This is a genomic window from Paenibacillus cineris (assembly GCF_018333335.1).
Lineage (GTDB): Bacteria > Bacillota > Bacilli > Paenibacillales > Paenibacillaceae > Paenibacillus_AQ > Paenibacillus_AQ favisporus.
The window spans coordinates 3673813-3687635 of record NZ_BORU01000001.1; the positions used below are offsets into that span (position 1 = coordinate 3673813).

Annotated in this window: 14 protein-coding genes; 8 read left to right on the forward strand and 6 right to left on the reverse strand. The window is 54.2% G+C overall.

Features of this window, described 5'->3' with window-relative positions; genetic code table 11:
- Positions 1 to 83: 83 nt before the first annotated feature.
- Positions 84 to 908 (reverse strand): sugar phosphate isomerase/epimerase family protein, encoded by an 825-nt coding sequence (locus KI379_RS17025; RefSeq protein WP_212984285.1) that lies wholly within the window; start codon positions 906 to 908, stop codon positions 84 to 86.
- 178 nt (positions 909 to 1086) lie between these two features.
- Positions 1087 to 2394: an ADP-ribosylglycohydrolase family protein gene (locus tag KI379_RS17030; RefSeq protein ID WP_212984286.1), complete on the reverse strand. Its 1308-nt coding sequence runs from the start codon at positions 2392 to 2394 to the stop codon at positions 1087 to 1089.
- A 56-nt stretch (positions 2395 to 2450) separates the two neighbouring features.
- On the opposite strand from KI379_RS17030, the gene KI379_RS17035 reads away from it, so the two are divergent.
- A complete protein-coding gene (locus KI379_RS17035) occupies positions 2451 to 3383 on the forward strand; it encodes an AraC family transcriptional regulator (RefSeq protein ID WP_244879317.1) in 933 nt (310 codons plus the stop codon).
- 185 nt (positions 3384 to 3568) lie between these two features.
- On the opposite strand, the gene KI379_RS17040 is transcribed toward KI379_RS17035, so the two are convergent.
- Complete coding sequence (locus KI379_RS17040) at positions 3569 to 3931, reverse strand: DUF488 domain-containing protein (protein WP_244879318.1); 363 nt, start codon at positions 3929 to 3931, stop codon at positions 3569 to 3571.
- A gap of 79 nt (positions 3932 to 4010) precedes the next feature.
- Between KI379_RS17040 and KI379_RS17045 the strand changes: the two genes are divergently transcribed.
- The 3 genes from KI379_RS17045 (at position 4011) to KI379_RS17055 (ending at position 6726) form a co-directional block, all read left to right on the forward strand.
- Positions 4011 to 4808 (forward strand): lipase family protein, encoded by a 798-nt coding sequence (locus KI379_RS17045; RefSeq protein WP_306433675.1) that lies wholly within the window; start codon positions 4011 to 4013, stop codon positions 4806 to 4808.
- Between the two features lie 148 nt (positions 4809 to 4956).
- A complete protein-coding gene (locus KI379_RS17050; RefSeq protein WP_212984288.1) occupies positions 4957 to 5547 on the forward strand; it encodes a YjgB family protein in 591 nt (196 codons plus the stop codon).
- A 216-nt stretch (positions 5548 to 5763) separates the two neighbouring features.
- The gene (locus tag KI379_RS17055) at positions 5764 to 6726 is read left to right on the forward strand and encodes a serine hydrolase domain-containing protein (protein WP_212984289.1); all 963 of its coding nucleotides are present in this window, start codon (positions 5764 to 5766) and stop codon (positions 6724 to 6726) included.
- Positions 6727 to 6841: 115 nt separating this feature from the next.
- On the opposite strand, the gene KI379_RS17060 is transcribed toward KI379_RS17055, so the two are convergent.
- Complete coding sequence (locus KI379_RS17060) at positions 6842 to 8308, reverse strand: sulfatase family protein (protein WP_212984290.1); 1467 nt, start codon at positions 8306 to 8308, stop codon at positions 6842 to 6844.
- A gap of 211 nt (positions 8309 to 8519) precedes the next feature.
- Here KI379_RS17060 and KI379_RS17065 point away from each other — a divergent pair, with 211 nt between their 5' ends.
- From KI379_RS17065 to KI379_RS17080, 4 genes are all read left to right on the forward strand, one after another.
- Complete coding sequence (locus KI379_RS17065) at positions 8520 to 9332, forward strand: helix-turn-helix domain-containing protein (protein ID WP_212984291.1); 813 nt, start codon at positions 8520 to 8522, stop codon at positions 9330 to 9332.
- Positions 9333 to 9450: 118 nt separating this feature from the next.
- A complete protein-coding gene (locus KI379_RS17070; protein WP_212984292.1) occupies positions 9451 to 10521 on the forward strand; it encodes a YeeE/YedE family protein in 1071 nt (356 codons plus the stop codon).
- 47 nt (positions 10522 to 10568) lie between these two features.
- The gene (locus KI379_RS17075) at positions 10569 to 10796 is read left to right on the forward strand and encodes a sulfurtransferase TusA family protein (protein ID WP_076171113.1); all 228 of its coding nucleotides are present in this window, start codon (positions 10569 to 10571) and stop codon (positions 10794 to 10796) included.
- A gap of 185 nt (positions 10797 to 10981) precedes the next feature.
- Positions 10982 to 11689, forward strand: a complete 708-nt coding sequence (locus KI379_RS17080) for a hypothetical protein (RefSeq protein ID WP_212984293.1) — start codon at positions 10982 to 10984, stop codon at positions 11687 to 11689.
- Between the two features lie 109 nt (positions 11690 to 11798).
- Here the strand turns inward: KI379_RS17080 and KI379_RS17085 are convergent, their stop codons facing one another.
- Together KI379_RS17085 and KI379_RS34310 are read right to left on the reverse strand one after the other, a co-directional pair.
- Positions 11799 to 12812 carry a phosphotransferase gene (locus tag KI379_RS17085; protein ID WP_212984294.1) on the reverse strand — a complete coding sequence of 338 codons (1014 nt, stop codon included), beginning with the start codon at positions 12810 to 12812 and terminating at the stop codon, positions 11799 to 11801.
- Positions 12813 to 12814: 2 nt separating this feature from the next.
- Positions 12815 to 13813, reverse strand: coding sequence for an SMI1/KNR4 family protein (locus KI379_RS34310; protein WP_306433676.1), 999 nt, complete (start codon positions 13811 to 13813; stop codon positions 12815 to 12817).
- Between the last annotated feature and the right edge of the window lie 10 nt (positions 13814 to 13823).

The window sequence follows — 13823 nt, forward strand, 5'->3', positions numbered from 1 at the left end:
CCATGACAAAAGGCTGCCCGCATGCGGTTGAAGCACTGCGGCAGCCTTTTTTGCATTCTTTTACATAGCTTCACTTATGTTTGTCAGGTGGCTTTCACGGATTGGGTTCGTTCAAAGTTTTCACGGTATTGTTCTACCGTCCACTTACATACCTGCCACAAATCCGTCACCGGCTGATTGGTAAAAGGCAGCGTGTGAAGATAACCCGGCGGACCGTATTCCGGCGTAAAGGTCAATTCGGAGGCACCGGCTTGCTGCCTCGCATCGGCGATCCGGTTCCACCAGTCAAAATGCCGAGCGACTTCATGCGCGTACTCGGGTGCCCGCGGATCCGGAACTTGAGGGCCCTGCGCATAACCGACACGCCCATGGATATGTACGGTGCGGGCGATAGCCAGGTCCAGCTCACTCTCGAAATGTTCCAGCGTCGATTCGGTAACGCAGCACCAATGGCTAAAATCGGCCGTCAGTCCAAGTCCAGGGACCGCATTCAGCACCTTCCCCGTATCCCAGGGATTAAATAAAGCTCTGCCCCGGTGGGTTTCATGGCCCACCTTGACGCCAAGCTGCTGCTCAAGCTGAACGGCCCGCCGGAAATAATCGATCTGCTCCTCCAGCGGGACATAGTCCTTTAAGGAATGCGCAGTAACATGGATCGGCCCAAACGACGTTGCCCGTTCCAATTGTGCTTCGAAAGAAGCATAGTGGTCCGGCCCTTCGGTAAAAATCATCGCTACATAATCAAGTTTATGGCTTGCGAGGAGCTCCTTAAACCGCTGTTCGTCGTCAGGTGCCGGCAGGGGCGCCTCAACGCCATCATAACCGGCGAAAGCGATACGCCCCACCTGCTCTTCCAATGTACCCGTTCCCTCCATGCCCCACAACGCCTTGATCAATTTGAGTTTCATCCTTTTCCACCTCTCCCGGTTGATTGGACACCGTTTCCCCCATTGTTTCCGATCCTCCGCCAGTTGTCCATGGATCCAAGGGCATGATTCGTGGATGGATTTGATATGTCTTTTGTTCGATCACATACGGATTCACACTGGATCGTTCTTACAAAGAACTACGGCCGACGTCGCCAAGTTACGATTCGTGATGCGTTTTGCCGGCAAGGAGGGTAAATCGGTCGACCAGGTCGCTGATCTGAAACTTCTCCGCGTTCGTCATATACGTTGTGACCGTATCGTGAAACGGCTCAACCCAATGCTCCGGTACGCCGGATTTCCCGACGATCGCGCCAACGATGCTGCCGGCCGTCGCAGCCGTACAGTCGTTGTCCAGTCCCATGGCAACCGTCTCCGAAATCACCTTGGACACATCGGTCCCCCCGATCATCAGGCCGAACACCGTCAAGCAGGCGTTGTTGTTGGTGTGCACGCCCGACATTCCCTTGAAGCGCTCATCGACCGCCGCCCTGGCTTCCTTGTAATCATGGATTTCACCGCTTACGGCAAGCGCCCACTCCACATCCTTGTAAAGGCTGCATTCCTTCGGAATTTCGGTCAAGCCGATGCGGAGCGCCTGATCGGGATGATCGACGGCGAACGCCGCGGACTGCGCAGCACTGAAAAACATCTCCCCGTAAATCCCGTTCCGCCGATGGCTCAAATAAGCATCCCGATAGGCGTATTCCGCCGCTTTCGCCGGGTACGCCGGAGCCATATAAGCCCACGGATCCGAGCGGATATCCGCACCGATCCACTGGCAGAACGGATTGTTGACGTCAGCTGCTTGCACCGCCGGGATGCCCGCCTTCAAATTGTTGAGCGCAGCCTCCTCCGCAGTACAAGCAACCGGCAGGTACTTGAGCCAGCTTTTTCCCACATCCTCTGTTGTGAAGTTGAGGCCGTGCTCTTCCGCAATAAGCAGTCCGAGGATCGTATAAGTAATATCGTCATCGACAGGGACTTGGGACAAGCCTTCCAAGGTATATTCATAAAAGGTGCTTTTGCCGTAACGGAGATCGTTCGGATTTTTGATTTTGGACCAATAATGCTGTGGAGGAAAGGCATCCCCGATATATGCGGCCCATTTCTCCATGTCGCTCACTTCCCAGAATTCCACCGGCGCCCCCAGCGTGCATCCGGCAAAACGGGCGAGCATTGCCCCTTCGAGCTTTTCCTTGTAGACCGCCTTGTCAAACGATCCCCACAGCCTTCTTGGTCCTTCAGTACGCTGCGCTCGAATGGACGGCAGATCGTCCGGCTCCCGCTCCTTAAGCTCGGCGTCAATGGGTAATCCCTGCAGTCTCTCCAACGTTTCTTTCATCTTCTCTTCCACGTCGATCCAGGCATCGGCCACGCCCCGTCCTCCGTATTCGTGCGCGAGCCGCCCGTACTCAATAATTTTACCTGCCAGTTCGTGGATCCTCGGTTCCTTAGGATAAGCCATATCAATAAACTCCTTTCCCAAGATCAATGAATTTCGTTCAAGGATAGTTTATTATAATGAAAACAATGACTTCCGCCGAAAAAGGACTGAAAACTGTGCAGAATCGACCATTTGATTATAAAGTCGTCTCCCAGCCTTATATGCTTCCTTCCGATTTCCCCGTGGATTGGCTCAGCAATTATATCCAGGGAGACAACGAGATTACGTATTTGCACTTTCACAACTGCATTGAGATCGGCTACTGTCTGGAAGGCTCAGGCGTCTTTTTCGTTGAAGACAAAATCCTGCCCTACACCCAAGGGGATGTGAGCATCATCTTTCCGAATCAGCTGCATCTTGCCCAAAGCTTAAAGGGAAAAGAAAGCAGGTGGCATTTCTGCTTTATTGATCCGGACGCCCTCTTTTCGTCTGACCAGCTGTCTTCCGGATTCTGGGACCGGGTCGGAACGGATACGTATTCCCGGTTCAACAACATCGTCACTCCGGATGATCACGCTGAGGTCGTCTGGCTGACAGATCGCGCGATGAAGGAGCTGGAGAAACACGGGCCGGGATATGAATCGGCTGTAAAAGGATACATCTGGACGCTCCTGACGCTGATCGGCAGGAAGCTGCTGCTTCAAGAGAGCGGCACCGCAGAAACTGCGGCTGGCGGGGCCGACCGGCGGGCGATGCAGCAAATTTCAAAAGCGCTCGAGTACATTTCCCAGCACTATATGGAACCGGTCCCGATCCACCGGTTAGCCGAGCTATGCTGCCTCAGCGTCACCCATTTCCGGCGCATTTTCCACAAATGCATGGGCATGGCTCCGCTGGACTATATCAACAACGTGCGCATTCAGGTTGCGGCTGCCCTGCTGAGCCATAGCGGCAGCAGCATTTTGGCTATTTCCGAGGAGGTCGGCTATGCGACCTTATCCAGCTTCAACCGGCACTTCAAGCGGCTGATGGGCGAAGCCCCGAGCCAATGGCGGTCCAAAAACAGATGACAGAGGCAGCAAATATTTTGTGCTGCAGCAAAATCATTTGTGATTGGCAGACAATTAGAGGCGCGGCTCAACCAACTCAAAATGGCGCCCCCTGCAGCCCTTGGCCTTAAGGAGGCGCCATGACGGTCACCGGAATGATATACGAGAGAGTAAACGACTACAACGATCTGGCCAGCCCGCGGTGCTTACGACGTTTCCATGATTTCTTTGAGCACGACCGCCTGATTCATGGTGGTATCCTTCGCGGCATATAACAGTGTAACCGTGCAATCCTCCGCCAGCTCCCGGATTTGCCGCATAAGCTGGGAAGGCTTGTCCTGCTGCAGCTCCTGCAGGTAGAGCTCTTTGAACTTCTCGTAATGCTCCAGCCGATGCGCGTACCATTTTCTCAGCTCATGACTGGGCGCGATCTCTTTCATCCATTCGTCGACCGCGGCCTGCTCTTTCGTGAGTCCCCTCGGCCAAAGACGGTCGACCAGGATTCGTTTGCCGTCTGATGCCTCAGGCTTTTCATAGACCCGTTTGATATGAATCGGAATGGTGGACACCTCCTTATTAGACTATTCATGCCCAAGCACCCGATCCTTACCCTCTTAATATAGTGTAGGAGTGAAAGGCGGGATGCGTATGAGCAAGGCAGACGATTTGCAGCAGCGTACCATTTTTCTGGCGGCCATCTGTGGACAGACCTATGCTCAATTTGAGAATGCGGACGGGTCGTTTGTCGTCCCTTCTCCATACACACGGCTTGAGACGATTGAGGCCAGGTCCATTACGAACGACTGGGAACGCTTCGGTTTTATTCTCGATTCGGATCAAGAGGTCATCATTGCATTTCGGGGAACCAGCACGACGACCAACTGGATCGCGGACCTGATCGCATCTCAGAAGAAATACAAATACATTAAAGAAGACTGTATGACGCATCGGGGCTTCACGGACATTTATGCCTCCGCAAGGACCCGCATTATCTCGACACTGGCTAAGGTATCCCGCGGAAAGACGCTGTTTATTACCGGTCACAGCCTGGGTGCGGCGCTGGCGACCTTATGCGCGGTCGATGTTGCAGCCAATACCGGCTTCCGCTCCCCTTACCTGTTCACATTCGGTTCACCGCGGGTAGGCGATCCGGCCTTTGCCAAGGCTTGTGCCAGCTATGTCCCCAACAGCTTTCGCATCGCCAATCTGTTTGATGTCGTGACCCATGCGCCCCCTGCCGTATACAAACTGCCGAAACGGTCCAAAACATTTTATTACAGCCATGTAAAGAACTTGTCACCCCGGCATTTTCAGCTCGGATCCTTTGGAGGGAACCACGTCATCTCCAGCTATTTCAACGAGTTATCCAAGCTTCAGCCGGAATATACCAAGATGCTGTCCTCAGCCAACCCTGGCTTCTGTCCGTTCCCTGAACGCGTCCTTTAACGCCATCCGTGTCAAAATTGACATATTCTTTCACGGAATCGTAACCCAATCTCCTTAGGGTTCTATTATGCTGTAGAAGAATTGAATCTTACGCAGAATGGGTAATAAAAACATAGAGACCCCAGAAGTTACAAGGAGAGGATACAGCATGAACATCACAAAACCGGCAAAAAAAGCAATCATGGCCATGACCGTGGCCGGCATGGTAGGCCTGGGAGCCGTTGGCGCAGGCACGACATATTCCGTACATCAAGCACACGCTGCTGCGGCAGCCGATGCAGGTTACGCATCCAAGCAGGCACTCCAGACGCTGAACAGTTTCTACAAACCGGCGCTGAAAGGCCAGTTCCCGGGGGCGGTTAGCGGCCTCAGCGTTGGTAAGAGCACCCGGCAGGATGTCCTGCACAAGATCGGGGAACCCGAAAATCCGATGAAGGATGCCGATGGGTTCGATGTATACAGCGCGAATATGGGCAATCCCGGCTACGCCATCCATTATAAGCTCGGCAAAATCCGTGAAATGCGCTACTTCGGCACCAACGTCGAACGCCAGACCAATATCGGCGGCATTACGATGAAGATGCTGAAGCAGAACTGGTATGCACCAAGTTCGGTGTCCACCTTCAAAACCGGGAAGAAGACACAGACCAAGCTGACGTACAACCGCGGCAACTATAAGCTTGAGTTTATTTTCAACAGCAGCACGGAGCTTGATCATATTAACCTTTTAACCAAATAACAGCCTTCGCCGAAGACAGTGGTTCACCTGGAGCCGCTGTCTTTTTGCGTGTATGGATGAGGTTCAAGCAGGCTAAGTATTCATTATACGTGATGGTCCTTCGATCGAAAATAGCCATTGGAGCATCGTCCGAACCTTGTCCGGGAGGCGTCAGTTTGCCATAATATATAGGCGGCGTCATGCCACAAAAGCCATACTTAACAAAGGAAGATTCCCATGAATATATCTGCACTCGCTTCAATGATCGCACCGGTCGACCTGAGAAGCTGCCTGATCAGCCAAAACGGCAGGCTGGTGTTTGAGCACTACCGTCATCCCCGCATCCCTGACGAGCAGGCGAAGGTCAATTCCTGCACCAAAAGCTTTCTGTCAGCCCTGATCTGCATCGCAATGGACCAAGGCATCCTGCCGGGTGCGGAGACGCCGATCATCGAATTTTTCCCGCAGTTACGTTCCGCTTCCGATCCACCCAAGCGGGAGATTACGCTGGAGCATCTGCTGACGATGTCAGCCGGCTTTGAATGGAGCGAATTCGGCGGGATCAAGTCGTTTCCGCGCATGACCAGAACCGGCAATTGGGTCGAATTTGTGCTCGAGCAGCCGATTTCCGATACACCTGGGACCCGGATGGAGTACAGCTCGGGATGCTCCCAGCTTCTGTCCGCGATCCTGGTTCAAGCTGCCGGCAAGTCAACGGCCCGGTACGCCGAGGAAAATTTGTTTGGACCGCTGGGCATCGAAGACTATCGCTGGGAGTCCGACCCCCAGGGGATCCACACCGGAGGCTACGGCTTATGGCTCCGTCCCGGGGACTTGCTGAGGTTCGGGCAGCTGTATCTGCAGCAGGGACGCTGGGAGCAGCGGCAGCTGATCTCCCGAGAGCTTGTGAACCGGTCCGTACAGCCGTTCATCCCCGCTGGTCCGCCAAACCGCGGCTTCTACGGCTGGCATTGGTGGACGGATACTTTTGAAGCCGGGCTTGGTGGTCATTCCGCTGCTGCATCCCCGCTTTCATTTAACTATTTTTACGCCCGCGGATATGCGGGACAGTTCATCTATATCGTCCCCATCCTGGAGACGGTAGTGGTCCTGACCGATGACAAGCGTAAAAAAGAGCGGCATCCGGCGAATGTGTTCCGCGATTTCATTGCACCGCTGCTGCTCGAAGATTTGAACTAAGCTGCGCCGATGCATGGTAAACCGCTGTTGCCAGCATGGTCAGCGCCGACAGGCAATATAGAAAGGGGCTATCGCCAATCGATAGCCCCTTGTCTTCGTTCCCGCCGCATGCCGCTTATTTCTGTGCAAACTCCCGCGGATGGCGGCGCTTCAGCTCGTCCACGGCATGCCCTCTCCCGGTCTGTTCCAGCCGCTCGATGTACATCGGCAGATGCCCTTTCGCATGATACGGCCCGCCTTCCTGAATGACTGTCCACAGCGGATCGACGTCAAACTTCATCGTCATCATCATCTCGTCATGCCACTCGTTCAGCAAGTAGACCGCTTCCTTGCACAGGTCTCTCCGTTCCTGAGCCAGGTTGTTCTGCTCGTGGGCATCCTCGGTAATATTGAACAGCATCTCCTTGTCAAAAAGGTGATATCCGTCATGGTACGTGCGGGTATACAGCCAGTCCCCGAACCGTACGCTGCGCTGGCATACGTGGGCGCACTGCGAGACGACGAGGTACTCCCTTCCGCCGGACTCTCCGCTCCGGAGCGTACCGGCGTAGCTGCGGCCGTCCCAGCTAGGCGCAGATTGAACGCCCAGCAGTTCCGCGACGGTCGGCACCAGATCGAGATGATAGTGCAGGGAATCATCAGAAATCCCCTTCTGCATTCCCGGCCACCGGATGATCATCGGGATCCGGCAGGTGCCCTGGTCGGCGGTGCCGTGCTCGCCGTAAATGCCGAGCTCGCCCATGTTTTCGCCATGGTCGGCGGTGATGATGATCACCAGGTCGTCCATGACCCCCTTCTCCGTCAAACGATCGAAAATCATCCCGATGTTGTCATCCATATGCCGGATGCCGCAGTCATAGCCATCGATCATCCTCCGCAAATCGTCCATGTTCTGAATGTCGCCGGGATGGCGGGGGAAATGAGGCGACGTGCTGCTGTTATACATATTGATTTCGTTCGCGCCGTGCGGGCCAACCTTTTGCTTGTGGCGCTCCAGCACTTCTTCGGTGATCCACTCCGGAAGCGGTTCGTCCTGAAACGGATTGCCGAACGATGCCGGCGCCCGGTAAGGGGTGTGCGGATCCCAGTAGTTCACGTACAGCAGCCAGTCTTCCTGATCTGCGTTCCGCTCGATCCAATCCAGCACAACGGGGGTGACCTCCTCGGCCGACTCCATCCCGCCCTTGCCCGTATTGTAAATTTCGTTGAATCCTGCATAAAAGGTCCAGGCAGAATGCCGCTCCCCAAATGGGCTGACTAGGGCCGTCCGCATGCCCGCGCGGCGGAAGACCGCCGGGAAGCTCTCTGACGCGAGTTTGTCGTGGAAATCGCGGTCAGCGCCTTCATACCGGACGTCCGCCGCGGTCCCGCCGTGTCCCACGACGCCGTTATGTATGCCGAAACGGCCCGTCATCAATGCCGTACGCGACGGGAAGCACGGAGCGTCTGATGTATAGTAGTTGTCAAAGCGTACGCCTTCGGCCGCGACCCGGTCGATATGCGGCGACGTATTGCGGTGGTAGCCATAACAGCCAAGGTGGTCCGGTCTCGTTGAATCCAAATCCAGCAGTAACACTCTCATCGTCCATCCGTCCTCTCCGGATAATATGAAATGCCTTTGCAGCTGAATTATAGGCGTGACGCTCCATATGCGTCCATGTACATTTCATTGATCTGATGTATATTTCTATCGCAATTTATAAGATTTATGCCGATTGCAAGGAAGCATAATTTACGAGAAGTCTGCATTATGATAGGGTTTTATTAAGTTTTGGAATAAAGAGGTGCAGCGCATGCTTCAAATCATGAGTGTAAATTTCGACAATGAAATCCCCCAATGGAGGACCAACCTTGAGACGATTCCGTACAACGTTCTAGTCGTCGTCCGGCAGGGCCAGGTCCGGTACGAGATTAATGGTAATGTTGTGATTGCCGAAGCGGAGGACGTGCTCTTCATCCCCCGCGGAGCCCGCCGTTCAGGAGAGAACAAGGACGGCATTCCCCACCAAAAACATACCGTTTTATTTACATGCGAGCCCGGGGCTGAGACGGGAATTCCGTTCGTGGATCAAGGACATTTCATCAAGTTCAGGCTCTCCCCAAGCCAATACGCCTATCACCGCTGCGACAGGCTGTACGAAGAGATGCGTGGCGGGAAAAGCTACCGTTCCATCATCTGTCTTGGAATATTGCAGGAGCTCCTTGGCATGATTGCCCGGGAACTCGAACAGCCCGCACTGACACCGAGCAAGCTGAAATATGCCGAAGCGGTCAAAGCCTATCTGCTGGAGCATTACCGGGAGCAGATCGAGATTGCCCGGCTGGCTGCTTTGATCGGCCGCTCCCCCAATTACGTAACCGCCGTCTTCAAAGAAGTGTATGGCCGGTCTCCGATCCGCTATATGCATGAGCTGCGCATGCAGGAGGCCTGCAGCCTGCTGCTGGGCTCAAATATGACGGTCGCGGGCATATCGCAGTACCTCGGTTACTACGATACTTCGTATTTCCACCGGGTGTTCAAAAAATACTGCGGCCTCTCCCCTACCGAATACGTTACACAGTCACAGCGGTCAGGCATGCCTCCGCTCATCAACACGATCACGTGATATGTCAGCCTCATTGGAACATTTCTCCATTGACTTCTCCTGCCCGTTTGTTAGAATCATAAATACCGATAAAACAAAGTGAATTACTCGTATATACGAAAAGGAGGAGAATGACGTCATGTTGATGTTAACAGGCTTGCTGTGCGGCGCCCTGCTCGGCTTCGTCATGCAGCGTGGACGCTTCTGCCTGACAGGCGGATTCAGGGACATGTTTCTGACCAAGGACAACCGCATGTTTTATGCCCTGCTGATCGCCATTTCGATTCAGAGCATCGGCGTGTTTGCGCTGATCCAGCTTGGACTCATCGAATTCAGCGCCGGCACGTTCCCTTGGGTGGCTACCGTGGTCGGCTCGTTTATATTTGGGATTGGTATTATTTTGGCCGGGGGATGTGCGACAGGAACCTGGTACCGGGCCGGTGAAGGACTGATCGGCAGCTGGATCGCACTGTTCGGTTATATGGCGATGAGCGCCACGATGAAATCGGGTGCCTTGGCGCCGCTCAATAACGGAATCAAAAAAGTAGAAGCTCCGGCCAACTCCATTCCGGACACCTTCGGCATTTCGGTTTGGCCGTTTATCGCTCTTCTAGCTATCATTACGATCGTGATGGTCATCCGTACACTGCGCAAACCGAAGGTGGCCATTCCAGCGATGAAGCCGAAGCGTTCCGGACTCAGCCATCTGCTGTTCGAAAAACGCTGGCATCCGTTCTTTACCGCCATTCTTGTCGGCCTGATCGCCCTGCTGGCCTGGCCGCTGAGCGAGGCCACCGGACGCATGTCGGGTCTTGGAATCACGACGCCTTCCGCTAACATTTTGCAGTACTTGGTTACGGGAGACAGCGATAAGTATGTGAACTGGGGCATGTTCCTGGTGCTGGGTATCCTTGTCGGATCCTTTATCGCCGCCAAAGGCAGCCGGGAATTCCGCTTCCGCGCTCCGGATGCAAAGACGGCGGTTTCGAGCTTTGCCGGCGGCATCCTGATGGGCTTCGGCGCCAGCTGGGCAGGCGGCTGCTCGATCGGTAACGGTCTCGTCATGACCGCCATGATGACATGGCAGGGCTGGGTATCCCTCGTGTTTATGATTTTGGGCACATGGACGGCTTCTTATTTCGTGTACGTCCGCCCTCGCACCAAAGCCAAGCTGAAGCAGTCCGCTTCGCTGCAAACCACGACAACCTAATTAGGAGCTTTACGTTAAACTAGTCACATCTTAAGGAGGTTACATCCATGAAACAACAAAAACTAGCCGTTCTGGGCATGGTCTGTCCGTTCCCGTTAATTGAAGCCAAGCAGGCGATCGAAGAGCTGAACAGCGGCGACGAGCTGGTCATCGACTTCGACTGCACGCAGGCCACCGAAGCCATACCGCGCTGGGCTGCAGAAGCCGGCCACACCGTCACGAATTTCGAACAGATCGACGATGCTTCCTGGACGATTACGGTGCAAAAGAAATAATGTAACGCATAAACAGGCGACCTTCCGTCATATTGGGGAGGCCGCCTTTTTGCATGTATTGGATTGTTGAAGCGCAAAAATCGCAGCGACCAAGCCCGGTGTTCTTTCTTTCAATAAATTGACCGTAACCGGCCTACCTTATATACTCTACTCATTGGAAGAAATAGGAATGCTAGGAGGGCCCCATGGACGATTGCGCAAATGATGGAGATATGAATTTGGATACGGCCGTAGCCGCCTTGAACAACGCCTATTCATTAGAAAATTGGACTCTTCTGATTCGGCGGTCGGATCAGCTCTATAACGACGCGTATCATGCATTTATTCACAATAAACAGGCACAAAAACCGATTATTTATTATATAGGATATAGTCTGCTGATGAAGGGAATCGGCTATCAAAAAGACAAGCAATACGGGGAATCGCTGAAGTGCATTGAACAGTACAAAGATCTTGGCCGGTTTTTGGACGGAAGCGAACACAGCCAGCGGATACTCGACCAATATGCTTTTTATGCTTATGCCAATTCGCTGTCTGTACAACTTCTATCGGGAAATCTTACAAAACTCGAGGAGTACGCCCATTTTCTAAATCAGCATCCGTCCGAAACGTTATCCGGATTGCTGACCCTATTAGAATGTGCCCTTTCCCAGGATCTTAACGTCGATGAGTATATCGCGCCTTTGACGGAGCGCTTTGATGCTTATCAGCATGACGATATGCGCCCGGAAGAGCAGACCATCTACCTGTCGATTCTCATGATGCTTTCCCGCTACTGCAGAAACAGGAAGAGATTTGAAGAAGCACAGAAATACACGCAACAATTTTTATCCCTATCGTTCGATCGAGGCCCTGGTCGACAAGCATCAACGTCTGCTGCTCCGCATGAATAGGAAACGACCCTTACAATCATCGCAAAATGGCAAATGGTTCTTAAGTTAGGTATGATCTTCCCGAAAATAAAGGCGACCTTCCCATTAACTGGGGAGATCGCCTTTGCTGTCATTCCGGGCGCAGGTATCGTTCCAGCAGAGCTTCGACCACTGTCCTGTCCCGTTCAAGCCGTGTGAGTTCGGCACCAATGGCCGGAATCTGCTCGCGCAGCACCTCGGGGCCGTCCGTACCTTCTTCGTACCGGGTCATAAAATGCAGGAACACGTCCACGTTCCGCAGCTTCATCAGCACCGGGATCGCCCGGATTTCATCCGGAGTCAGGCGGACGCGGCTGCCGAAGCCGCGGCAAAACTGAACGGCCGCCTCCATGCCGGTATCGGGATCGTCCCCAAGCAGCCCCGGAAGGATGACCGCGGGCTCCATTGCCCGTACGTCACGGGTGCAAAATTCAAAGTCGAGCAGCGCCGTGACCTGCTCAGGCTTGTCTGCATCCACCAGCAGATTGGAGACATTCAGGTCCCCGTGCACAAGCTGATGCGGCAGGCGCTCCAGCCCTTCAAGTTCGCGGATGACCTCCCTGTGAGCTTCCCCGATCCTGCGAAGCGGGCCCTCCAAGCCGCAGAAGGGCTCAGGCGGCGCGATGCAGAACTGCCCCACCCGCTCCGGGCTGCACCCCGGATACGAATGGGCCAGCTCATAGTAGGGCCGGTAGGCGGGTGACAGAGCAACCACGAGCCGGCTGAGCGCTTCGGAGAGGCAGCCCGCCGCTTCCCCGAAGGAATACGCGGCCCGAAAACCGGTGGATTCGGGTCGGATGCCCTCAATGTATTTGAACAGGCAAGCATAACGTCCGCTCCCGTCATCCAGCTGGACGATCGTATCGCCCGTCAGGGCAGGTATGGGTACAGGGGTGCGGAAGTCCAGTTTGTCCCGGGCAAGCGATGCCAGCACGGCGTGCTCAAACCGGATTTTATCGATTTCCCGATGCGTTTCGTAAATTCGCAGGACGCCGCGCCCCTCCGCTCCTTCAATAAACCGGGTCGTATTGTTCCAGCCGCTTGCTCCCTGTGTAATCTCTCCTCTCCAGGAGGAATGATATTTATTTAATATCGATGTCAGCATGATCAGTATTCGATTTCCTCCAATTGGGCCAGATTGCGGTTGGACTCCCGCAGCAGGGACGTGAACGAGTCGGCCGTGTAATACACGAAATCAGGATCATGGATGTAGCTGATGATCTGCCCATACGTCCCCTCATCGCTCGGATCCAGGTCCAGCATCAGATAAAGCGACCCTCCGGCCATGCTCGCAAATGGGTACCACTGTCGGTGGAACAGGTAGGGCTTGAGTTCGCGATCCAGCTTGGCGATCTCCTCCGGCGAATAATATTCCTCCAGCAGTTCGTCCCTCTCGCAGAAATACCGCTTGACGTCCTCCATTTCGGCGAGGGACATGAGATAAAAAGGAGCCGCCTCTTCCGCGTCCTCACCCGGATACAGGATATGAAAGGCATAGCCGCTTCCGTCTTTTTGTTCATAAAAGGCGCGAAAATCCTCCGGCAGAAGGATGCCGAATTTCTTCTCAAACTCATCCAGACGCGAAGGTGCCGCCCCGCCATGATCCCTATATTGATCATATAGACCGAGGATTTCCTCGTCCTGGATTTTGCCGGGGAGCAGTGCTTCCAGCTCTTTTTTTAGGGGAAGAACCCGGCTGCGCACGTATTCCCGGTAACCGTGGAACGCTTCCTCCTCACCGCCATTTTCCAGCAGGATCATGACGGCATAGGATATCAGGTTCAGCCACGTTTCCATCGTTTCGATCTGTGCCTTCGAAAGCAGGCCGTTCGAACGCAGCATGCCTTCCGGCTCCAAAGCCCAGGCCCGGGCCAAATGGTAGAGGCCCCACAGGCTGGATATCAGTTCCCGGTTCAACTGATCCCGGCCAAGCTCGTCCGACAGCGCGCGCAAGGCGGCCATAACCTCATGAAGGTTCCCCTCGCGCAGCTCCCCGCGGAAGGGCCTTAGGCTGCCCAGAAAGCCGTTTTCCATTTTCCAATGCTCTATGCGGTTATGGGTAAAAGCATGGCATTTCAGCAGCAGCTGTGCATCTTCATTATTCATCGTCGTTTTC